This is a genomic window from Leclercia sp. (assembly GCF_036780805.1).
GTDB lineage: Bacteria > Pseudomonadota > Gammaproteobacteria > Enterobacterales > Enterobacteriaceae > Enterobacter.
This window is the reverse complement of the sequence record NZ_DAIQCE010000012.1, coordinates 92,026-113,733: the sequence shown is the minus strand read 5'-3', so window position 1 is coordinate 113,733 and position 21,708 is coordinate 92,026. Positions and strand designations below refer to the sequence as shown.

The following is a 21,708-nucleotide window of genomic DNA, read 5'->3' as shown; positions in this document are numbered from 1 at the left end:
CCGTTGTTCCGTGTCAGTGGAGGCGCATTATAGGGAGTTCTCCGGCGGTGACAAGAGCTAATTTAAAAAAATCTTTCAACCGTCTTTTTTTTGCTCAAAAACGTGCTACAGCGCTAGTTTTTCGAGCGTTTCGAAGCCGTAACGCTGCAAAACGGGTAAAAGTTGCTCAGTTTCATCGGTCAAGGCCATGCAATAAGCGATGTTGGCATCGACAGATTTTGCATTTGGCGCTTCATGTTCAAGTAGCCAGGCAGTGCGACGGGCAATAGCCGCGCCCGAATCCACCAGCCGGGTGCCTTCCGGCAGTACGGCAAGCAGCTCCTCCTGTAATAAAGGGAAGTGCGTGCAGCCCAGCACAACGGTATCTGGCGGCTCCGCCATACGCAGCCACGGACGCAGAATACGACGCAGCTCTTCCAGTGGTACCGGTTGACCGTGCAGTTTCGCTTCGGCCATCTCCACCAGCTCGGCAGAACCTAACATCGCGATCTGACACTCATTGGCAAAGCGCTCGATCAGTTCGCGCGTATAAGGACGCTTAACCGTACCGCGCGTTGCCAGCAGTCCCACCACGCCATTCGCCGTCAGGCGCGCCGCAGGTTTAATCGCCGGCACCACGCCGACAACCGGGAACGGAAACTTTTCGCGTAAGGCTGGAAGGGAAACCGTACTCGCCGTATTACAGGCAATCACCGCCAGTGCAAGAGGGTAATGCTGTTGCACCGCAGTAACGATCTCAACGACGCGTTCGACAATAAACTCTTCGCTCTTTTCCCCATACGGAAAAGCCACGTTATCGAATGCATAGATGTAATGAAGATCCGGCAGGAGATGCCGAATCTCATCATAGACTGAAAGCCCACCGACACCGGAGTCAAACACCAGGACGGTGGGACGTGGGTCAGAAGGTGTAGCTGCCAGACAAGGTGTATTCCCGTCCTGCAGTTTCGTAGCCATAAACTGTCTCGTAGTCTTTATCGAACAGGTTGGCGATTTTACCACGAACTGTAAGGTGAGAGGTGACAGGATATGAAACGGCGAGATCCCACAGGCTTACACCGCCCATTTTCACTCTGCGAGACGGGTATGAGCTGAAATCATCATCATAACGGGTACCCAGGTAGCGGTAGGCCAGGTTCCAGTCGAGATCCCACACCTGCGTATCCAACTGGTACTTCACCTGCTGCTTCGAACGGCGGGCAAGCACTTCGTTGGTTTTGGCATTACGCGGATCAACGTAGTCGTAGGAAATCTGATGCCCTACCTGGCCAGTATCAAACTGCGCCGTGGCTTCGATACCTTTAATACGCGCTTTATTCACATTGTAATAGCGGTACGTACGCGGGTCGCTGCTGATCAGGTTGTCGATATCGTTGCGATAACCGGATACACGCCAGGTTACCGGCCCGGTCAGCCCCTCAAAACCGCCTTCCCACTGCTTGCTCTCTTCCGGCTTCAGGTCCGGGTTGCCATAGTCCGCACTGTGGATCTGGCTCATGGTCGGCGCTTTATAGGCCGTGCCGTAGGAACCGATGATCCGGTAACCGTCGATAAACTCCCAGCCGGCGCTGGTCTGCCAGGTGCTATGGTTACCAAAGTTAGAGTTATCGTCATTACGTGCCGCGGCTTCCAGGGTGACGCTATCGAACTGCTGCATGGCAGACAGGAATACGCCGGTGTTGCGCTGCTCGTAGCCTTTATCCAGATAACCCGTTCCCGCCTGGGTTTTTTGCTTCTGCCAGTCCAGCCCGGCACCGATATTGCCGTGACCAACCGTGACGGTGTTCATCCACTGGGTGGTGTACTGCTTAACGTCATCCATGGTAGCGGACGAAGCATAACGGCCTTTGCTCGGATCGTAGTTCTGGTCTTTACTGCGACCGTAACCGGCTACCAGCTGCGTCTGATAGATCCCCTGGTTATAGCGCAGGCCGGTGTCCCAGTTCTGGCTGTAAAGCTGACGGGTGTCCGGCAGTCCATCAACCATAAAGCTATCGTCATAATGCTCATAGCCGTCATACGCGGTGCGGTTGTCATAGCCGAGGCCACGCACGAAACCGCTCAGGTTGTCGGTGATCTGCTGCTCAACCGAGCCAAACAGCGACTTACTCATAAAGCCGTCGCGATCGGGCTGGCGTGGCGCATCGGCCGCATCGATATCAAAGCCGCGGGTGTAGGTATAGTTACCGCCCATCGTGATTTTGGTTTTATCCAGCACCTGCTGGAACGCACCATCATAGGATTGATACCCTTTCGAGCCGACGCTGGCGGTAATTTCCGCCCCTGGCTTGTCGCGACCCGTAATGATGTTGATCACGCCGCCAATTGCATCCGAACCATACAGAGCCGAGCGCGGGCCGCGAATGTATTCGACACGCTGGATGAGCGAAACGGGGATTTGGCTGAGGTCAGGTGAGTTACTGATCCCGGCGTTATTCAGTGGAATGCCGTCGATCAGCACCAGCACATGGCGGGATTCCGTCCCGCGGATAAAGGTAGAGGAGTTGGCACCCATGCCGCCGCTCTGGGCAATATCCACACCCGGTAAGCGTGACATGACCTCAACGACGCTTTTTGCCTGCCAGCGCTCAATATCTTCCCGCGTAACAACGGAGCTGGGGGCCAGAACGGTATTAGCAGGTTGTGCAACACGGTTTGCCGTCACCACCAACGAGTCTGCGCCATCCTGCGCCCAGCCCGAAAATGCCGTGACGGAAAGCGCCGTCAACAGCGATACTTTTTTAATCATTGTTAAAGCATCCACAATATAAGAAGGATGCCGCAGGCCTCACCCATAGCACGCGATGATGAAACCAAATGCGACGTGATCCCGGCAGGTCTTCGGGCTAGGTGGCGTTAGGTGGATGAAGACTTCCCGCCCACGTCATCCTTCAAGCTGCCTCTGTGTTGGCTGCACTCGCTCACCCCAGCCACATAGTTTCTATGCTCCTGGGGATTTGCTCGCTTGCCGCCTTGATGCAACTTGAATGATTTTGTGGATTTAAAGCAGTGTCTACAGCGCTCATCCCGCCAGTCTTTACCGCTGCGCGTCAGCTCCAGATTTGCACTGGATTCCCTTTTCACTCACAAGAGACCGGAAACATAATGCTACATTTAGATACGTATAGATGTCCAGACAGCCGTTAACCATTAAGGCTGGACATCCCCTGCACAATCCCTACAATCCCCGCGTAATTCATCATCAATCAGGAAGCATCATGACCCCCGAACACCTCCCGACAGAACAGTACGACGCGCAACTGGCAGAGAAAGTCGTCCGTCTGCAAAGTATGATGACGCCTTTTGCTGCGCCTGCGCCTGAGGTGTTCCGCTCCCCAGTCAGCCATTACCGTATGCGTGCCGAATTCCGCATCTGGCATGACGGCGACGACCTGTATCACATCATTTTCGATCAGCAGACCAAAAGCCGGATCCGCGTGGATAGCTTCCCGGCGGCGAGCGAGCTGATTAACCAGTTGATGACCCTGATGATGGACGGCGTGCGCAATAATCCGCTGCTGCGCCATAAGCTGTTCCAGATTGACTACCTGACCACCCAAAGCAATCAGGCCATCGTCTCCCTGCTGTACCATAAAGCGCTGAATGATGAGTGGCGCCAGGCCGCAGAAGCCCTGCGTGATGCGCTGCGCGCGCAGAACATCAACGTGCATCTGATTGGCCGCGCGACAAAAACCAAAATCGCGCTGGATCAGGATTTCATCGACGAACGCCTGCCGGTGGCGGGCAAAGAGATGATTTATCGCCAGGTTGAGAACAGCTTTACTCAGCCGAACGCGGCAATGAACGTGCAAATGCTGGAGTGGGCGCTGCATGCTACCGAAGGCTCAACCGGGGATCTGCTGGAGCTGTACTGCGGTAACGGCAACTTCTCGCTGGCGCTGGCGCGTAACTTCAATCGCGTACTGGCCACCGAAATCGCCAAACCGTCGGTCGCTTCCGCACAGTACAACATCGCGGCGAACCACATTGATAATGTGCAGATCATTCGCATGTCGGCGGAAGAGTTTACTCAGGCGATGAACGGCGTGCGGGAATTTAACCGTCTGCAGGGGATTGATCTGAAGAGCTACCAGTGTGAGACGATTTTTGTCGATCCACCGCGCAGCGGGCTGGACAGCGAAACCGAGAAGATGGTGCAGGCGTACCCGCGAATTCTGTATATCTCCTGCAACCCGGAAACCTTATGCAAGAACCTGGAAACATTAAGCCAGACGCACAAGGTTGAACGTCTGGCATTGTTCGATCAGTTCCCGTATACGCACCACATGGAGTGCGGGGTGTTACTGACGGCCCGGTAAACCGTTATTGCCGGGTGGCGCTGCGCTTACCCGGCCTATAACATCTTACTCTGGCAGCTGCTGCTTACGGTTACGCATTTTAAAGCCAATCCAGAAGACCAGCGCTACCGACAGTACCGCAGGCAGGAAGTTAGAACCAATGTCCGGGTACTCTGCACGCACTACGGTGCTATACAGCAGGACACCCAGCACAAAGAACGCCGCCGACAATGCCGGTAACCCCACCGGCATGGTGCGATTCTGATAACGCTGATGCAGACAGTACACCGTCAGCACCAGAGAGATCATCGGGAAAACCGAAAACGGTACAATGGAGCTAAAAATCGCTGCAAAAGTCCCGTTAATGGATAAGCCAGCGATCAATGCCAGCAACAATGTTCCTTTATCCTGTCCTGTCTGTTTCATTACTCACCTTTCACTCATCGGATTGATGCGCCAGTTTTTCTTGTTCACGGCGATACCAGTAATACGCTCCTTTAGAGATCATCCGCAGTTGCAATACCAGTCGCTCTTCGAGTTGCTTGCGTTGTTCAACGCTTACATCCAGTGCTTCGGCGCCCGCACTGAAGACTATTGTCACCATCGCCTCGGCCTGCGCTTCAGTGAAGGCGCGCGGCATATGGTTTTCGAGTTCAAGATAGTCGGCAAGTTCCGCAATAAAATGCTGAATCTCACGCGCCACGGCGGCACGAAACGCGGCCGAGGTCCCCGAGCGTTCCCGCAACAGTAAACGAAACGCGTTAGGGTTGTTGCCGATAAACTCCATAAAGGTGGAAACGGAGGTGCGGATCACGCTGCCCCCTTTGGCGATACGCTGGCGCGCCTGGCGCATCAGCTGGCGGAGCATCAGCCCGCTCTCATCCACCATGGTCAGACCCAGTTCATCTACGTCACGGAAGTGACGGTAGAACGAGGTAGGCGCAATCCCGGCTTCGCGTGCGACTTCGCGCAGGCTCAGACTGGCAAAACTTCGCTCGGCACTCAGCTGGCTGAATGCGGCTTCTACCAGCGAACGCCGGGTTTTCTCTTTTTGTTGTGCTCTTACGCCCATCACGATAGTTGAATCCTTCCAAAGGCCCGCTGGCACTATACCAGAGAATAAAATTAATCTGTTTACCTGGCTTACAGAATGAAGGTTTCCCTGTTGTTTGTGCTCCACCACGCGAAAAGAGCACAACGATAATTGGGTTATCCCGCCAATGATGTTACTATTCTGTTGCTTTTATGTATAAGAACAGGTAAGCCTTACCATGTCACATTCCTACGATTACGACGCAATAGTTATTGGTTCCGGCCCCGGCGGCGAAGGCGCTGCTATGGGACTGGTTAAGCAAGGAGCCAGAGTAGCGGTTATTGAGCGCTACCATAACGTTGGCGGCGGCTGTACCCACTGGGGCACTATCCCATCCAAAGCCCTCCGCCACGCCGTCAGCCGCATTATTGAATTCAACCAGAACCCTCTTTACAGCGATCACTCCCGCCTCCTCCGTTCTTCATTTGCCGATATCCTGAATCACGCCGATACCGTGATTAATCAGCAGACGCGGATGCGCCAGGGTTTTTATGAGCGCAACCACTGCGAAATTCTGCAGGGCAGCGCGCATTTCGTTGATGAGCATACGCTGGCGCTGGAGTGTCATGACGGTTCCGTCGAGACCATCACTGCCGAAAAATTTGTCATTGCCTGTGGCTCGCGCCCGTACCGTCCGGCCGATGTGGATTTCTCCCATCCGCGCGTCTACGACAGCGACTCCATTCTGAGCCTGCACCATGAGCCACGCCACGTGCTGATCTACGGCGCCGGGGTGATCGGCTGTGAATATGCCTCCATCTTCCGCGGCATGAACGTCAAAGTTGACCTGATCAACACCCGTGACCGTCTGCTGGCGTTCCTCGATCAGGAGATGTCCGACTCGCTCTCGTATCACTTCTGGAACAGCGGCGTGGTAATTCGTCACAACGAAGAGTACGAGAAGATCGAACCCTGCGATGATGGCGTGATCATGCACCTGAAGTCCGGCAAAAAGCTGAAAGCCGACTGCCTGCTGTATGCCAACGGCCGTACCGGTAACACCGATTCGCTGGCGCTGGAAAATATTGGCCTGACCACCGACAGCCGTGGACAGCTCAAGGTCAACAGCATGTACCAGACCGCCCTGCCGCATATCTATGCCGTGGGTGACGTGATTGGTTATCCGAGCCTGGCCTCAGCGGCGTATGACCAGGGGCGCATTGCGGCTCAGGCGCTGGTGAAAGGTGAAGCGACGGCACATCTGATTGAAGATATCCCGACCGGCATTTACACCATCCCGGAAATTAGCTCCGTCGGGAAAACCGAGCAGCAGCTGACGGCCATGAAGGTGCCTTACGAGGTGGGTCGTGCCCAGTTTAAACATCTGGCGCGGGCGCAAATCGTCGGGATGAGCGTGGGTACGCTGAAGATTCTGTTCCATCGCGAAACGAAAGAGATCCTTGGCATTCACTGCTTCGGTGAGCGTGCGGCGGAAATCATTCACATCGGCCAGGCGATCATGGAGCAAAAAGGTGGCGGTAACACTATCGAATACTTTGTTAACACCACCTTTAACTACCCGACCATGGCAGAAGCCTATCGGGTAGCGGCGCTGAACGGCTTAAACCGCCTGTTTTAACGCACTGTCGAAACGGCCATCCATCGAACTGCGGATGGCCTCTGCCAGCTGCTCATAGCGGCTGCGCAGCGGCGACCCCGGACGATAGACCAGACCAATGGTACGGCGCGGCTCCGGCTTGATACACGGCAGATAGACCACCCCGTCACGGCGACGCTCTGGCGGGACTGACAGCGCGGGTAACAGCGTAATACCACTTCCTGCCGCTACCATGTTGCGCAGCGTTTCCAGGCTGGTTGCACGGAAGTGGGTATCTTCATCGGCACCCGCTTCGAAGCAGAAGCCCATCGCCTGATCGCGCAGGCAGTGACCATCTTCCAGCATCAGCAGCTTTTCACCGGCCAGATCGGCCATCGGCACGCGATCGCGGTTCGCCCACGGGTGATCCTCGTAGATCGCCAGCATCATCGGCTCATCAAACAGCGGCACTTCGATAAAGGCTTCACTCTCTTTGACCAGCGCCAGAATGGCGCAGTCGAGCTTGCCGCTATCTAACTGCGCCAGCAGCTGATGGGTTTGCGCTTCGTGCAGGTACATTTCGAGTTTCGGGAAGGTCTGATGCAGCATCGGAATGATCTGCGGCAGCAGGTACGGGCCAACGGTTGGGATCAGGCCAATATGCAGCGGGCCGGACATGGTCTCCCCCTGCTGGCTTGCCATTTCCTTGAGCACTTTGACCTCGCGCAGCACGGTGCGCGCCTGATCCACCAGCAGAAGACCTGCCTGGGTGAACAGCACTTTACGACTGGTGCGCTCCAGCAGCATCACGCCCAGCTCATCTTCCAGCTTGCGGATCTGACCGCTCAGCGTCGGCTGACTGACGTGGCAGGAATCTGCCGCGCGGCGGAAATGGCGGTGTTCAGCTAATGCGACCAGGTATTCAAGATCACGAATATTCATTATTCATCCTCCGTCGCCACGATAGTTCATGGCGATAGATAGCATAGCAACGAACGATTATCCCTATCAAGCGTTCTGTTGAATAATGCATCACAGAGACGAGGCGGCACCGATTACCCTTGAAGTCCTGTCCCGTCTTACGAGTTTCTCTCAAAGCTCGAACAACTAAAGCCAACGTGAACTTTTGCGGACCCCGTGGTCCGCTTTTTTTTGCGTAAAAAAAAGCCCGGGATAAAAGCAAAATGGCAACCGAAGTTGCCATTTTTAGTGGTTGCTCCCTCTCCCTGTGGGAGAGGGCCGGGGTGAGGGCACCAGCCCGCACAAATCAAACCAAGCGGTTTTTCGCATCCGCAATCGCCTGCGCCACCTGCTTCGGCGACACGCCGCCTTTCGCTGCACGCTTGTCCAGGCAGGACTGCAGCGCCAGGATCGGATAGACATCCTCGCCAATCACGCTGCTGAATTTCTGCAGGTCGGTCAGAGGCAAATCTTCCAGCGGTTTACCCTGACGAATGGCCTCCACTACCGCCTCACCAACAATATGGTGCGCTTCACGGAACGGCACGCCTTTGGCGACCAGATAATCCGCCAGCTCGGTGGAGTTCGCATAGCCCTGCTGGGCCGCTTCCTGGCAACGCGGGCGTTTCACCTGAATGCCGTCCAGCACCAGCGCCGCCATATGCAGACAGTCCAGCCAGGTGTCGAGCGCGTCGAACAGCCCTTCTTTGTCTTCCTGCATATCTTTGTTGTAGGCCAGCGGCAGCCCTTTCAGGGTCATCATCATGCCGGTCAGCGCACCCTGTACGCGGCCACACTTGCCGCGGATCAGCTCGAGCGCATCCGGGTTTTTCTTCTGCGGCATCAGGGAAGAGCCGGAGGTCACACGGTCAGACAGCTCTACAAAACCGGCTTCGCCAGAGTTGAAGAAGATCAGGTCTTCAGCAAAGCGCGACAGGTGCACCATCCCGATAGAGGCATTGGAGAGCAGCTCCAGCACGTGGTCACGGTCGGAGACGCTGTCCAGGCTGTTACGGGTGGCGGAGGCAAAGCCCAGCCAGCCGGCCAGCTGTTCACGGTCGATTTCATAGGCGGTGCCGGCCAGCGCGCCGCTGCCCAGCGGGCTCACGTCCAGACGCTTCAGGGTATCCTGCAGACGGCTCTCGTCACGCGCCAGCATCTCAACGTAGGCCAGTGACCAGTGGGCAAAGGTAACAGGCTGCGCGCGCTGCAGGTGGGTATAACCCGGCATCACCGCATCCTGATTGTTTTGCGCGGTTTCCACCAGCGCGCTCTGCAGCTGACGGTTCGCCGCCAGCAGTTCCACCACGGTATCTTTACACCACAGCTTCAGGTCGGTGGCGACCTGGTCGTTACGGCTCCGGCCGGTGTGCAGTTTTTTACCCAGCTGGCCGACTTTGTCGATCAGCTTGCCCTCCACCCAGCTGTGAATATCTTCAGCGTCGCTCTCGAGGATCTGCTGCGGGTTCAGACGCACCTCTTCCAGCAGGTTGTTCAGCGCCTCTTCCAGCTGCAGCTGTTCGTCTGCGGTCAGCACGCCCACGGTGACCAGCGCTTTGGACCAGGCCACAGAGCCGACGATATCCTGTTCGGCCAGGCGGTAGTCGAAGCGCAAAGAGTCGTTGAACTGTTTGAACCGTTGATCTGCTGCCTGTGTAAAACGCCCACCCCAAAGTGCCATAACATGCTTCCTTTATATCTTTGAATTTCATTGCCCGGTGGCGCTTCGCTTACCGGGCCTACAAAACAATAAATTGATTAAGCCAGAATACGCGTGCCGATCGGCGTGCCGTTGAACAGCGCCGGAAGTTGCTCCGCGTGACGCCATGAGGCGATATCCACCGGACGACCGAGCGTACGGGCGGCATCCAGCGCCGCATTCACCTTCACAATCATGCCGTCGGTAATAATGCCCTGCTCGATCAGCTGCTCAGCTTTGGCGGCGGTCATTTCCGCAATGCGCTGGCCTTTACCGTCCAGAATGCCGCTCACGTCAGAGAGCAGGATCAGGTCTGCGCCCAGCGTCGCCGCCAGGGCCGTCGCCGCCTGGTCAGCGTTGACGTTCATCAGCGCGCCCTCTTCGGTGACACCGATAGAGCTGACCACCGGCAGGAAACCGCCTGCCAGCAGCGTGTTAATCAGCTGCGGCGAACCCGGCTGCGCCAGCCCAACGTGGCCGAGCTCTTCGTCGAGCTGGGTCACTTTTACGCTGTCGCCATCGCCCAGATAGAGGCCAACGGAGGCGATATGGTGTTTCTTCGCCCAGGACAGCAGGGTTTTGTTAGCGGTGCCCGCCAGTGCGCCGGTAATAATGTCGATCTGGTCAGCCGGCGTGACGCGCAGGCCGTTCTTCTTTTTCACCGGCAGGTTCAGGCCTTTCATTAACTCATCGACCACACAGCCGCCGCCGTGAACAATCACCAGCGGGCGTTGATGGGATTCGCGATAGTTCACCAGCGCGGTAAACAGACGCTCCAGCGCCTCTTCGCTGTCCAGCAGTACGCCACCAAGCTTGATAATTAATGGGTTCATCATCACACCTTAAATAAGAGACTGCGTTTCAGCATAGCCAAAACGAATATTTGCGCACTGCATGGCCTGGGCGGCTGCGCCTTTGAGTAAGTTATCTTCTGCGGCCACCACAATCAGGTGCTCGCCCTGCACGGCAAAGCCGATATCGCAGAACGGCAGGCCGACCACGTTTTTCAGCGCCGGTACGCCTTTGTCATACAGACGCACCAGCGGTTTATCCGCATAGGCCTGGGTAAAGACTTCATTTACCTGGTCTTTGGTCACGCCTGGTTTCAGGCGGCAGGTAATGGTTTCGAGGATCCCGCGCGGGAAGCTGCCCAGATGCGGCGTAAAGATGACCTCCGCCCCGAGATGGGTGGTGATTTCCGGGTGATGACGGTGATTGAACACGCCATACGGCTGCAGGCTCACTTCACAGAAGCTATTGGAGATCGCCGCTTTGCGCCCTGCGCCGCTCACGCCGCTGGTGGCGTTGATCACCGGCCACTGGTTCAGATCCAGCAGACCCGCGTCGATCAGCGGTTTAAGAGAGAGCTGCGCCGCCGTCGGGTAGCAACCCGGTACGGCAATCAGATTCGCTTCTTTCAGGGCATCTGCGCTCCACTCCGCCAGGCCATACACCGCTTTTTCAAGCAGATCCGGGTGCTGATGGGTGAAGCCATAGTATTTTTCATAGAACGCGGCGTCGTTCACACGGAACGCGCCGGAGAGATCGAACACCACGCAGCCGGCGGCCAGGAACAGCGGCGCCAGGTCGTGGCTGACTTCATGCGCGGTGGCTAAAAACACCACGTCCACGCCGTCGGTAAACTCGCTGATATCCGACATTGGCTGCAACGGCAGATCGACAATCCCTTTAAGTTGCGGATGTAAATCGGAAATTAACTTTCCTGCATCATTGCTTTGCGCTGAGACAGTCAAAGCGGTTATGGTCATATGAGGATGGCGATTCACGTAGCTTACAAGCTCTGCGCCCGCATAACCGCTAGCGCCTACAATCAGCGTATTCAACATCGGGTTCCTTTATGCTCAACGTTAATGTATTTTTATTCACATTTATTGCATGAATATTGATACTATCACGACCTAAGGTGTGTCAACAATGAAAATGAATTTACCGCCATTTATCGAGATCTACCGCGCCCTGATTGCCACGCCGTCCATTAGCGCAACGGAAGAAGCGCTGGATCAGAGTAATGAGACTTTAATCAATCTGCTGGCGGGGTGGTTCAGCGATCTCGGGTTTAAGGTGGAGGTTCAGCCGGTACCGGGAACCCGTAATAAATTTAACCTGCTCGCCAGTACCGGACAGGGTGCGGGCGGGCTGCTGCTGGCGGGACACACCGATACCGTGCCGTTTGACGATGGCCGCTGGACGCGCGATCCCTTCACCCTGACCGAGCACGATAACAAGCTCTACGGGCTGGGCACCGCCGACATGAAAGGCTTCTTCGCCTTTATCCTCGATGCGCTGCGTGACGTCGACGTAAAAACGTTGAAAAAGCCGCTCTACATCCTGGCGACCGCCGATGAAGAGACCAGCATGGCGGGCGCGCGCTACTTCTCTGAAAACACCTCGATTCGCCCGGATTGCGCCATCATCGGCGAGCCAACGTCGTTGCAGCCAATCCGTGCGCATAAAGGCCATATCTCCACGGCGGTGCGCGTGCTGGGCCAGTCCGGCCACTCCAGCGATCCGGCGCGTGGCGTAAACGCTATCGAGCTGATGCACGATGCCATTGGCCGCATCATGACCCTGCGTGACGACCTGAAAGAGCGTTATCACTACGACGCGTTCACCGTGCCGTATCCAACCCTGAACCTCGGCAGCCTGCACGGCGGCGATGCCTCCAACCGCATCTGCGCCTGCTGCGAACTGCATATGGATATCCGTCCGCTGCCGGGCATGACGCTGAGCGATCTCGACGGCCTGCTGAATGAAGCCCTGGCCCCGGTGAGCGAACGCTGGCCGGGCCGCCTGACGGTCTCAGAACTGCATCCGCCGATCCCGGGTTACGAGTGCCCACCGGACCACCAACTGGTCGAAGTGGTGGAAAAACTGCTCGGCGAGAAAACCGACGTGGTGAACTACTGCACCGAAGCACCGTTTATTCAGACTCTGTGTCCAACGCTGGTCCTTGGACCGGGCTCCATCAACCAGGCCCACCAGCCGGATGAGTACCTTGAAACGCGCTTTATCAAACCGACCCGTGAGTTAATTACTCAGGTTGTGCATCACTTCTGCTGGCATTAATGACTGTCCCCCTCTCTCACGAGAGGGGAAAAATCTCATGATCCCCGTCACATTCTCATAAGCATCTCTTATCTGACGCAAAGCCAATTAAATTTCGTAAATTGCCCGCATTTTTTCGTTTGCTGAACCGTTTTCGCAGCAATTGACGACGGGGGTTTTACGTGGCTTTATAAAGGGAGATGACAAAATAATGTCCGTTAGAAGTCTGGCTGGGCATAAACAAAAATGATGGGGTGACTGGGTTTTTATGAACGAACAATATTCCGCGTTGCGTAGTAATGTCAGTATGCTCGGCAAGGTGCTGGGAGATACCATCAAGGATGCGTTGGGCGAGAACATTCTCGATCGCGTTGAAACAATCCGTAAACTGTCTAAATCTTCCCGTGCCGGTAACGAAGCCAATCGTCAGGAGCTGCTCACCACGCTGCAGAACCTCTCCAACGACGAGCTGCTGCCTGTTGCCCGTGCCTTCAGCCAGTTCCTTAACCTGGCGAACACCGCCGAACAGTACCACAGCATTTCGCCGAATGGCGAAGGGGCCAGCAACCCGGAAGTGATTGCCCGCACGCTCAGAAAACTCAAGGACCAACCCGACCTCAACGAAGCGACCATCAAAAAGGCCGTCGAGTCTCTGTCACTGGAGCTGGTGTTAACCGCCCACCCGACCGAGATCACCCGCCGCACCCTGATCCACAAAATGGGTGAAGTGAACAACTGCCTCAAGCAGCTGGATAACAAAGAGATTGCTGACTACGAACGTAACCAGCTGATGCGCCGCCTGCGCCAGCTGATTGCCCAGTCCTGGCATACCGATGAGATTCGTAAGCACCGCCCAAGCCCGGTTGATGAAGCCAAGTGGGGCTTTGCGGTGGTGGAAAACAGCCTGTGGGAAGGGGTACCTAACTACCTGCGTGAGCTGAATGAACAGCTGGAAGAGAACCTCGGCTATCGCCTGCCGGTGGATTTTGTGCCGGTGCGCTTCACCTCCTGGATGGGCGGCGACCGCGACGGCAACCCGAACGTTACCGCCGAAATCACCCGTCACGTCCTGCTGCTGAGCCGCTGGAAAGCCACCGACCTGTTCCTGAAAGACATTCAGATTCTGATTTCAGAGCTGTCCATGGTCGAAGCCACGCCAGAGCTGCTTGAGCTGGTGGGTGAAGCCGGGGCAACCGAACCTTACCGCTTCCTGCTCAAAAACCTGCGCAGCCAGCTGCTGGCAACTCAGGCCTGGCTGGAAGCGCGCCTTAAGGGCCAGCGCCTGCCGAAACCAGCCGGTCTGCTGAGCCAGAACGAGCAGCTGTGGGAGCCGCTGTACGCCTGTTATCAGTCGCTGCAGGCCTGCGGGATGGGCATCATCGCCAACGGCGAGCTGCTTGATACCCTGCGCCGCGTGAAGTGCTTCGGCGTACCGCTGGTGCGTATCGATGTGCGTCAGGAGAGCACCCGCCACACCGAGGCGCTGGGCGAACTGACCCGCTATCTCGGCATTGGCGACTACGAAAGCTGGTCAGAAGCCGACAAACAGGCCTTCCTGATCCGCGAACTGAACTCCAAACGTCCGCTGCTGCCGCGGAGCTGGGCGCCAAGCGAAGAGACCCGCGAAGTGCTCGACACCTGCAAAGCGATCGTCGATGCGCCGCAAGGATCGGTGGCGGCCTATGTGATCTCGATGGCGAAAACCCCGTCCGACGTGCTGGCGGTTCATCTGCTGCTGAAAGAAGCGGGTATCACCTTCGCCCTGCCGGTTGCGCCGCTGTTTGAAACACTCGACGACCTGAATAACGCCAACGACGTGATGACCCAGCTGCTAAATATCGACTGGTATCGCGGCTTTATTCAGGGCAAACAGATGGTCATGATTGGCTATTCCGACTCCGCAAAAGATGCGGGCGTGATGGCCGCCTCATGGGCGCAGTATCAGGCCCAGGATGCACTGATCAAAACCTGTGAAAAAGCCGGGATTGAACTGACCCTGTTCCACGGTCGCGGCGGCTCGATTGGCCGTGGCGGTGCCCCTGCTCATGCGGCTCTGCTCTCTCAACCGCCGGGCAGCCTGAAAGGCGGCCTGCGTGTCACCGAACAGGGCGAGATGATCCGCTTCAAGTACGGTCTGCCGGAAGTGACCATAAGCAGCCTGTCGCTTTATACCAGCGCCATTCTGGAAGCGAACCTGCTGCCGCCGCCGGAGCCAAAAGACGACTGGCGTCATATCATGGACGAGCTGTCGGATATCTCCTGCGATATGTATCGCGGCTATGTGCGCGAAAACAAAGACTTCGTGCCTTACTTCCGCTCGGCCACGCCGGAGCAGGAGCTGGGTAAACTGCCGCTGGGTTCACGTCCGGCAAAACGTCGCCCGACCGGCGGGGTTGAATCTCTGCGTGCTATCCCGTGGATCTTCGCCTGGACGCAGAACCGCCTGATGCTGCCCGCCTGGCTGGGTGCCGGTGCCGCCCTGCAAAAAGTGGTGGAAGATGGCAAACAGAACGAACTGGAAACGATGTGCCGCGACTGGCCGTTCTTCTCAACCCGCCTCGGCATGCTGGAGATGGTGTTCTCGAAAGCCGACCTGTGGCTGGCGGAATACTACGATCAGCGTCTGGTGAAACCGGAGCTGTGGGCGCTGGGCAGCGAGCTGCGCGAGCTGCTGGAAGATGACATCAAAGTGGTGCTGGATATTGCCAACGACTCCCATCTGATGGCCGATCTGCCGTGGATTGCCGAGTCCATCCAGCTGCGTAACATCTACACCGACCCGCTGAACGTGCTGCAGGCAGAACTGCTGCACCGCTCGCGTAAAGCGGAAGAAGAGGGTCTGGAGCCGGATCCACGCGTGGAACAAGCGCTGATGGTCACCATCGCGGGCGTTGCGGCGGGGATGCGTAACACCGGTTAAGGCTTTATGCCCGGCGGCGCTGCGCTTGCACGGGCCTACGATAAGTAGGCCGGGTAAGCGTTAGCGCCACCCGGCACATTTCGGTAGTCTCACTATGCAATACGATATCAGCCAAATCCTGGCAGAATTGATCGGCGGCCCAATGTTGCTGCGTCATGTCCATTTTGCCAGCTCCCCTTCTCCGGCCCCTGCTCTGGCGTTACAGGTTGATTTTCCACGTCTTGAGATCGTCCTGAAGGGCGTCGTTGAGGACAGTGTCGCTCCTGGGTTACAGCAGTACGACATCCTGTATGTCCCGGCTGGCGGCTGGAATTTTCCTCGCTGGCAGCAGCCTGCAACGACGTTGAGCATCCTGTTCGGCAAACAGCAGCTCGGATTTAGTCTCCTGCAATGGGACGGCGTAGCGCACCGTAATTTGGCTAAGCAACACGTCGCACGTCGCGGGCCGCGCATTGGTTCCTTCTTGCTGCAAACGCTGCATGAAATGCAAATGCAGCCTCAGGAGCAGCAGACCGCGCGTCTGATCGTCGCCAGCCTGCTGAGCCACTGTACCGACCTGCTTGGCAGCCAGATCCAGACCGCATCGCGTAGCCAGGCGCTGTTCGATGCTATTCGCGGCCATATTGATGAACATTATGCCCTGCCGCTTACACGGGAATCGGTGGCTCAGGCGTTTTATATCTCGCCCAACTACCTGTCACATCTTTTCCAGAAAACCGGCGCGGTGGGTTTTAATGAGTACCTGACGCATACCCGGCTTGAGCATGCTCGCCAGCTGCTTAAGGGCTATGATCTCAAAGTAAAAGAGGTGGCGCATGCCTGCGGATTTGTCGACAGTAACTATTTTTGTCGGCTATTTCGTAAGAACACGGAGCGTTCCCCGTCAGAGTATCGTCGTCAGTATCACAGCCAGCTGACCGGCAAGACCGTTACGTCAGAATAAGCTGTGTGTGCTGAGGCGCGGATAATAACTTTCGCACCGCGCTCATCACTTTTTGCGGGTCACGCAGGAAAGCATTAATACCGCATTTAACATAGCGGCATTGTTTAAAACGTTCGCTGCCAGCCAGCTCGATATCGGTGATTAACAGCGCCAAATCGGCACAGCGTATATCCTCTTCCGTCAGCGCGCATTCAATCCCTAACGCCCCCTGGGTTTCAATACGAATGGCCCAATGCTCTTGCTGACAAAGTTTTTCCAGACGTTCGGCGGCCATATAGGTGTGCGCCACGCCGCTGACACAGGCCGTTACCGCCACCAGCTGTCGTCCCATCATCACTGCCATCATTAACCTCCCACGATAACCTGGAACCCTGCCCGTTCTGCCAGCAGGCGTACGGCGGCAATCTCATCAGCATCTGGCATGGCGATATGGTTCATTGTCCACGTATGTCCAAGCAACCGGTACTTTGGTTCGCCATATTGATGAAAAGGCAGTAAATGCAGTTGTTGTATCCCTGAGGGTATCAGAAATTCCAGTACGCGGGTGATATTGGCAGGGTGCAGTGTATAACCCGGGATAAGCGGGACGCGGGGGATGACGTTAATCCCTTCTGCCACCAGACGGCTCAGGTTATCCAGCACGCGGGGCAAATTCATATTCACGATTGCCCGCGCCTGCTCTGGCTCCATTATTTTCAGGTCGAACAGCACTTCATCACACTGCTGCGCCAGCGGTAGCAGCCTCGACAACGGCGCATCACCCGCGGTCTCTATTGCGGTAGACACGCCATAACGTCGCAAACGCTGCAACAGACGCGTGGCGAAAGGTGCCTGCATCAGAACTTCACCGCCTGAAAGAGTGACACCCCCACCGGAGGAGCGAAAGAAAACATCGTCTTTCATTACCTCACGCTCCAGTTCGTTCAGCGTCACATCCCGGCCAATTCGCTCAAAGGCCCCTGAAGGGCATTCATCGGCATCACGCAGGCAGGGGGCACAGCGCAGACATTTGCTTTCCCGGCGCACAGTTTCAATTTTTGACGACATTGATTCAGGATTGGCACACCACGGGCAGGTATGCGGACATCCTTTAAAAAAAACCACTGTACGAATACCGTGCCCGTCATTCAGGGAATAACGCTGGATATTGAAGATGCGCGCGATATCAGCGCGCGTATCAATAACCTCACAACTGATGCGCGGTGCGGCGGATGATGTCATCCTGGATCTCCTTCGACAACTCGACAAAGAAGGCGCTGTATCCGGCAACCCTGACCACCAACCCGGCAAAATCCTGTGGGCGCTGCTGGGCTTCGCGCAGCGTATCGGCATTCACCACGTTGAATTGAACGTGCTGTAGTTTGAGCTGGGTAAACGCGCGCAGGAAATCGGCTAGCTTTTGCAGCCCGGCATCGCCTTCCAGCGTCGCCGGAGTGAATTTTACGTTGAGCAAGGTGCCATTGGAGAGGAGGTAATTGTCCAGCTTACTTACCGATTTCAGCACCGCTGTGGGCCCTTGCATATCCTGTCCGAGCATAGGCGAGAGACCGCCATCGGCAAGCTGCTCACCTGCCAGACGGCCATCAGGCGTAGCTCCCACCACGGCACCCAACGGAACGTGCGCCGATACCGTGTACGAGCCAGGGGTGAATTGTCCACCGCGCGGATTGCGATATTTTTCGACCTCTTTGCAGTAATGCCGCAGCAATTCCGCGCTGATGTTGTCAACATCGTCGATGTCGTTGCCATATTTATCGAAACGGTTGATCAGCCGTGCCCGGATTTTTTCACCCTCCGGGGTGGCAAAATTAGCCTTCAGTACTGCTAATAGTTCATCAAAGCTTAAGCGTTGCTGCTCAAAGACCATCCCTTTCAGCGCATATAGCGAGTCACTCAGGTTGGCGATGCCTATTCCCTGCACGCCGGAAAAATTGTAGCGAGCACCGCCGTCGGTGATCTCTTTCCCCTTCTCTAAGCAATCGCTGATAAAGGAGGAGAGCAGCGGTACCGGCGCCCAGTCCCGATGGCCGATATCGCAGATATTGCTCCCCTCGACCATCAGCGCGATGTAATAGTTTATTTTGTTGCGGATATCCTCGAGCAGTCCTTCATAGCTCAGCCCGGCATTACCCTCGTTCTCCTGCATGGCGATTTCCATTACTTTCAGCAGGTTAAACATGGCGATATCGTGCAAACCGTAGGTTTTACCCGGAATGGAAAGCTCAACGCAGCCAACAACGGCGTAATCCCGGGCGTCTTCCAGCGACACACCACGATTTAGAAACGCAGGCACCACCACTTCATCGTTAAAAATCTGTGGGATGCCGGTACCGAGGCGGATAGTCTCTGCCGTTTTTAGCAGGAAGGGTCTGTCGATCAGCTCATTGACGCGCACACCGAGATTGGGTTGCGGTAACTGAACGCTCTGGTAGGCGTCCAGACACAGGAAGGACAGCACATTCACCGCGCTGCGGCCATTTTCGGTCAAGCCGCCTAACAGTGCGGTGTAACCGGTCGGGAACCCGGCGAAATAGCGGGCGCTGCTGGTTGAACGTAGCAGCACCACGTCGTTGCATTTTATCCAGAGCGATTCCAGCAGTTCCTTCAAAAAGGCCGCGTTTTCGCCCTGGGTCAGCGAGGCCTGATAGAACGGCAGCATATACTGGTCAAAGCGGCCAATAGAGAGTGAGCTGGCGTTTGATTCATACTGCAAAATAACGTTCATATACCAGAACAGCTGACACGCCTGCCAGAAGGTTTGCGGCTTGTGCTGCGCATTATGACGGGAGATGTTGGCGATAGTCAGTAGCTCCTGGCGCCTCTCGGTAGTAGGGCAATCTTGCGCCATCTGTTCCGCCAGCCGCGCGTAGCGCAGAATGTGACGCTGAGAAGCTTCAAGCAGCAACAGAGCAGCCTGGTAGAACGTGTTATGAGGATCCCGCGCGCAGTATTCATGCATCTGCGCCACCAGTGCGCCCAACCCATTGTTTAACAAGCGTGGGTAGTCGATGATGATATGCCCCTGGCCTTTATCCGTCTGGTTAACGCTGAATATCTGCGTACCGACGGCGGTTTTTACCTCATCGGTTATCTGGCTGTTGATGAAGTCTTTCATCGAACGCTTTTCCCAGTAGGGATAAAGCCGCTCGCGATAGATTTGCTTATCTTGCTCGCTGATTTCAAAGCGGTCCTGCGGACGAGAAGGGAACTGTTCCAGCTCGTTCAACAGCCAGTAGGGATCCATCTCCGGTGACATAATCCCCGCACGCGGTTTTACCGTACGGTTACCGGCGATCAGCTCCTCATCACGAATCGCGATTTCCACGTGGTCAAGAATATACGCCGTCGCTTTCGCCCGACGGATCATCACTGGTTCACCCTCCGTTTGTTGATGGCTGGCGGTGTAAAGCAATGCACGTTCGAGTGAGATTTCTCGCGGGTTAGCAAACAGCGCGTCTTTCAGGCGTTGGATACGGTTCGTCATGAGGGCATTCCAGTAAAGTGAAACAACCCCGCCCGGCAGGGCGGGTGGAGATCAGGCAGTTTGCGCCAGATGCGTATCAATTTTGTTCATAATGGCTTCGGCGCGCTTTACCGCGTCGCTGATGTTGACGCGCACAATGGTCTTTCCGGTGAAGCGCTCTTCAAATTTGATGCCGATGTCTTTGGTCAGAATGACCATATCCGCTGCCGCTATCTCTGCAGACGTAAGCTCGTTTTCCAGACCAATCGAGCCCTGCGTTTCGACTTTGACTTCCCAACCTTTCGCTTTCGCTGCGCTTTCAAGCGCTTCCGCAGCCATGTAGGTATGCGCTACGCCAGACGGACATGCGGTTACTGCAACAATTCGGGCCATGTTCTCTTCCTCACTCAGTTAATTTCAAAATCCAGATCCAGGTCGTCCTCTTTTTGCGCGACCTGGGTCGTGTTCTTACGCGCCAGACTCTTCAGCACATTGACGCTAACGGCAGTCACCACCGCACCGACCACTATCGCCGCGATATACCCCAGTTTGCCTTCCACAACCGGCAGCACTATCAGACCGCCCCACCCGGCGTAACACTGTGCCCCAAGCACGGCCGCCGTCACGGCACCACAGACGGAGCCCAGCATGATGGAGGGAATAACCCGAAGGGGATCGGCAGCGGCGAAGGGAATCGCCCCTTCGGTGACGCCAACACACCCCATCACCAGAGCCGCTTTCCCGGCTTCACGTTCTTCGCCGGTGAAATTTTTACGGTTAATCAGCGTTGCCAGGCCCAACCCCAGCGGTGGCACACAGATGCCAACCGCAGCAATCGCCACGACGGTATAAACGCCCTGCGCCACACAAATCAGCATGAAGGCATAGGCAACTTTATTGATGGGCCCGCCCATATCAAAGGCCAGCATCAACCCCATAATTACCGCCAGTACAACGATGCTCCCCTGCTGCATGCCCTGCAGCCACTGGGTTAAGCTGGTAGTAAGCGCGCCAATAGGCTCACCCAACCCCCACATCATGATGCCTGCAGTAATAAAGGTGCCGATAATGGGGATGATGAAAATGGGCATGACGGAGCGCAGAACTTTCGCTACGGGCAGCTTTTTCAGGTAGTAGACGACGATACCGCCCAGAACCCCGGCAATAATCGCGCCGAAGAACCCGGCACCGAAGCTGTTGCCAACCCACGCGGCAATGGCGCAAGGTGCCAGGGCAGCGCGCTCAGCGATGGAGTAACCGATGTAGGCGGCCAGGAATGGCACCATCAGCGTGAGCCCGGCAACGCCAATATCAAACAGTTTCTTCAGATTGGGATCGGTCGCGGCATCCGGCACCGCCCCCTTGCCATAGAGCATTACTGATATCGCCAGCAAAATACCGCCCGCCACGACAAAGGGGATCATATGCGACACCCCTGTCATCAGATGCTGTCGCGTGTTTTTAAGAATCTGTACCAGTTCTTTCATCGGTCGCTCCCGGGCTATGTTTGGCCCAAATCCATAAAGATGTTGTGGCAAACAATAGGCAATCCGACAGGACACAGACAGTGGATAAAAACACCATTTACTGGATTTTTGTAATGTAGACAGAAAAATGCGATCCGCCTCGTAATTTCATACCCCTCTCACGTGCTCCTGATGAAAAGCGAGCTGTGAGCGAGATCCCACTTCCCTTCGGACATTACATTTGTCCAGTTTTTGGCAGAATT

Annotated in this window: 18 protein-coding genes and 1 riboswitch; of the genes, 5 read left to right on the top strand and 13 right to left on the bottom strand. The window is 56.0% G+C overall.

Annotated elements, in window-relative coordinates:
- Positions 1-105: 105 nt before the first annotated feature.
- On the bottom strand, positions 106-957 hold the full coding sequence (murI, locus tag V7Q49_RS20300; protein ID WP_333854733.1) for a glutamate racemase: 852 nt from the start codon (positions 955-957) through the stop codon (positions 106-108).
- On the bottom strand, positions 902-2,749 hold the full coding sequence (gene btuB / locus V7Q49_RS20295; protein WP_333854732.1) for a TonB-dependent vitamin B12 receptor BtuB: 1,848 nt from the start codon (positions 2,747-2,749) through the stop codon (positions 902-904). Before btuB ends, murI begins: the two co-directional genes overlap by 56 nt.
- A 66-nt stretch (positions 2,750-2,815) precedes the next feature.
- Positions 2,816-3,114: riboswitch (cobalamin riboswitch) on the bottom strand.
- A gap of 104 nt (positions 3,115-3,218) precedes the next feature.
- Between btuB and trmA the strand changes: the two genes are divergently transcribed.
- Positions 3,219-4,319 carry a tRNA (uridine(54)-C5)-methyltransferase TrmA gene (gene trmA, locus V7Q49_RS20290; RefSeq protein ID WP_333854731.1) on the top strand — a complete coding sequence of 367 codons (1,101 nt, stop codon included), beginning with the start codon at positions 3,219-3,221 and terminating at the stop codon, positions 4,317-4,319.
- Positions 4,320-4,364: 45 nt separating this feature from the next.
- On the opposite strand, the gene V7Q49_RS20285 is transcribed toward trmA, so the two are convergent.
- Both V7Q49_RS20285 and fabR read right to left on the bottom strand, forming a co-directional pair.
- The gene (locus V7Q49_RS20285; protein ID WP_032615232.1) at positions 4,365-4,724 is read right to left on the bottom strand and encodes a YijD family membrane protein; all 360 of its coding nucleotides are present in this window, start codon (positions 4,722-4,724) and stop codon (positions 4,365-4,367) included.
- 10 nt (positions 4,725-4,734) lie between these two features.
- Entirely contained in the window at positions 4,735-5,373 is a 639-nt protein-coding gene (gene fabR, locus V7Q49_RS20280) for an HTH-type transcriptional repressor FabR (RefSeq protein ID WP_032615233.1), read from the bottom strand.
- A gap of 196 nt (positions 5,374-5,569) precedes the next feature.
- Here fabR and sthA point away from each other — a divergent pair, with 196 nt between their 5' ends.
- Positions 5,570-6,970: a Si-specific NAD(P)(+) transhydrogenase gene (gene sthA, locus V7Q49_RS20275; protein ID WP_142487548.1), complete on the top strand. Its 1,401-nt coding sequence runs from the start codon at positions 5,570-5,572 to the stop codon at positions 6,968-6,970.
- Here sthA and oxyR read toward each other — a convergent pair.
- The 4 genes from oxyR to argC form a co-directional block, all read right to left on the bottom strand.
- Positions 6,953-7,870 carry a DNA-binding transcriptional regulator OxyR gene (gene oxyR, locus V7Q49_RS20270; protein WP_142487549.1) on the bottom strand — a complete coding sequence of 306 codons (918 nt, stop codon included), beginning with the start codon at positions 7,868-7,870 and terminating at the stop codon, positions 6,953-6,955. The two genes, sthA and oxyR, sit on opposite strands and share 18 nt — an antisense overlap.
- A 325-nt stretch (positions 7,871-8,195) precedes the next feature.
- Entirely contained in the window at positions 8,196-9,569 is a 1,374-nt protein-coding gene (gene argH / locus V7Q49_RS20265) for an argininosuccinate lyase (RefSeq protein ID WP_333854730.1), read from the bottom strand.
- Between the two features lie 77 nt (positions 9,570-9,646).
- Positions 9,647-10,423, bottom strand: coding sequence for an acetylglutamate kinase (gene argB / locus V7Q49_RS20260; protein WP_333854729.1), 777 nt, complete (start codon positions 10,421-10,423; stop codon positions 9,647-9,649).
- A 6-nt stretch (positions 10,424-10,429) separates the two neighbouring features.
- Positions 10,430-11,434 (bottom strand): N-acetyl-gamma-glutamyl-phosphate reductase, encoded by a 1,005-nt coding sequence (argC, locus tag V7Q49_RS20255; RefSeq protein ID WP_333854728.1) that lies wholly within the window; start codon positions 11,432-11,434, stop codon positions 10,430-10,432.
- A gap of 88 nt (positions 11,435-11,522) precedes the next feature.
- Here argC and argE point away from each other — a divergent pair, with 88 nt between their 5' ends.
- The 3 genes from argE to V7Q49_RS20240 all read left to right on the top strand — a co-directional run bounded on the left by argE (position 11,523) and on the right by V7Q49_RS20240 (position 16,516).
- Complete coding sequence (argE, locus tag V7Q49_RS20250) at positions 11,523-12,674, top strand: acetylornithine deacetylase (RefSeq protein ID WP_333854727.1); 1,152 nt, start codon at positions 11,523-11,525, stop codon at positions 12,672-12,674.
- 247 nt (positions 12,675-12,921) lie between these two features.
- Positions 12,922-15,573, top strand: coding sequence for a phosphoenolpyruvate carboxylase (ppc, locus tag V7Q49_RS20245; RefSeq protein ID WP_333854726.1), 2,652 nt, complete (start codon positions 12,922-12,924; stop codon positions 15,571-15,573).
- A gap of 94 nt (positions 15,574-15,667) precedes the next feature.
- Complete coding sequence (locus tag V7Q49_RS20240; protein WP_333854725.1) at positions 15,668-16,516, top strand: helix-turn-helix transcriptional regulator; 849 nt, start codon at positions 15,668-15,670, stop codon at positions 16,514-16,516.
- On the opposite strand, the gene V7Q49_RS20235 is transcribed toward V7Q49_RS20240, so the two are convergent.
- From V7Q49_RS20235 to V7Q49_RS20215, 5 genes are read right to left on the bottom strand one after another with little or no spacing between them, the layout of a single operon-like run.
- The gene (locus V7Q49_RS20235) at positions 16,503-16,847 is read right to left on the bottom strand and encodes a PTS fructose-like transporter subunit IIB (RefSeq protein WP_442913084.1); all 345 of its coding nucleotides are present in this window, start codon (positions 16,845-16,847) and stop codon (positions 16,503-16,505) included. The two genes, V7Q49_RS20240 and V7Q49_RS20235, sit on opposite strands and share 14 nt — an antisense overlap.
- Positions 16,848-16,861: 14 nt before the next feature.
- Entirely contained in the window at positions 16,862-17,737 is an 876-nt protein-coding gene (locus tag V7Q49_RS20230) for a [formate-C-acetyltransferase]-activating enzyme (RefSeq protein ID WP_333854724.1), read from the bottom strand.
- Positions 17,703-20,000: a formate C-acetyltransferase gene (locus V7Q49_RS20225; protein ID WP_333854723.1), complete on the bottom strand. Its 2,298-nt coding sequence runs from the start codon at positions 19,998-20,000 to the stop codon at positions 17,703-17,705. Before V7Q49_RS20225 ends, V7Q49_RS20230 begins: the two co-directional genes overlap by 35 nt.
- A gap of 51 nt (positions 20,001-20,051) precedes the next feature.
- A complete protein-coding gene (locus tag V7Q49_RS20220) occupies positions 20,052-20,372 on the bottom strand; it encodes a PTS fructose-like transporter subunit IIB (RefSeq protein WP_333854722.1) in 321 nt (106 codons plus the stop codon).
- Between the two features lie 14 nt (positions 20,373-20,386).
- Positions 20,387-21,466 carry a PTS fructose transporter subunit EIIC gene (locus V7Q49_RS20215; RefSeq protein WP_333854721.1) on the bottom strand — a complete coding sequence of 360 codons (1,080 nt, stop codon included), beginning with the start codon at positions 21,464-21,466 and terminating at the stop codon, positions 20,387-20,389.
- Positions 21,467-21,708 lie beyond the last annotated feature (242 nt).

Excerpts from the sequence above, each read along its gene's own strand:
- murI (WP_333854733.1), bottom strand. The coding sequence starts at position 957 with ATGGCTACGAAACTGCAGGACGGGAATACACCTTGTCTGGCAGCTACA.
- btuB (WP_333854732.1), bottom strand. The coding sequence starts at position 2,749 with ATGATTAAAAAAGTATCGCTGTTGACGGCGCTTTCCGTCACGGCATTT.
- trmA (WP_333854731.1), top strand. The coding sequence starts at position 3,219 with ATGACCCCCGAACACCTCCCGACAGAACAGTACGACGCGCAACTGGCA.
- V7Q49_RS20285 (WP_032615232.1), bottom strand. The coding sequence starts at position 4,724 with ATGAAACAGACAGGACAGGATAAAGGAACATTGTTGCTGGCATTGATC.
- sthA (WP_142487548.1), top strand. The coding sequence starts at position 5,570 with ATGTCACATTCCTACGATTACGACGCAATAGTTATTGGTTCCGGCCCC.
- oxyR (WP_142487549.1), bottom strand. The coding sequence starts at position 7,870 with ATGAATATTCGTGATCTTGAATACCTGGTCGCATTAGCTGAACACCGC.
- argH (WP_333854730.1), bottom strand. The coding sequence starts at position 9,569 with ATGGCACTTTGGGGTGGGCGTTTTACACAGGCAGCAGATCAACGGTTC.
- argB (WP_333854729.1), bottom strand. The coding sequence starts at position 10,423 with ATGATGAACCCATTAATTATCAAGCTTGGTGGCGTACTGCTGGACAGC.
- argC (WP_333854728.1), bottom strand. The coding sequence starts at position 11,434 with ATGTTGAATACGCTGATTGTAGGCGCTAGCGGTTATGCGGGCGCAGAG.
- argE (WP_333854727.1), top strand. The coding sequence starts at position 11,523 with ATGAAAATGAATTTACCGCCATTTATCGAGATCTACCGCGCCCTGATT.
- ppc (WP_333854726.1), top strand. The coding sequence starts at position 12,922 with ATGAACGAACAATATTCCGCGTTGCGTAGTAATGTCAGTATGCTCGGC.
- V7Q49_RS20240 (WP_333854725.1), top strand. The coding sequence starts at position 15,668 with ATGCAATACGATATCAGCCAAATCCTGGCAGAATTGATCGGCGGCCCA.
- V7Q49_RS20235 (WP_442913084.1), bottom strand. The coding sequence starts at position 16,847 with ATGGGACGACAGCTGGTGGCGGTAACGGCCTGTGTCAGCGGCGTGGCG.
- V7Q49_RS20230 (WP_333854724.1), bottom strand. The coding sequence starts at position 17,737 with ATGACATCATCCGCCGCACCGCGCATCAGTTGTGAGGTTATTGATACG.
- V7Q49_RS20225 (WP_333854723.1), bottom strand. The coding sequence starts at position 20,000 with ATGACGAACCGTATCCAACGCCTGAAAGACGCGCTGTTTGCTAACCCG.
- V7Q49_RS20220 (WP_333854722.1), bottom strand. The coding sequence starts at position 20,372 with ATGGCCCGAATTGTTGCAGTAACCGCATGTCCGTCTGGCGTAGCGCAT.
- V7Q49_RS20215 (WP_333854721.1), bottom strand. The coding sequence starts at position 21,466 with ATGAAAGAACTGGTACAGATTCTTAAAAACACGCGACAGCATCTGATG.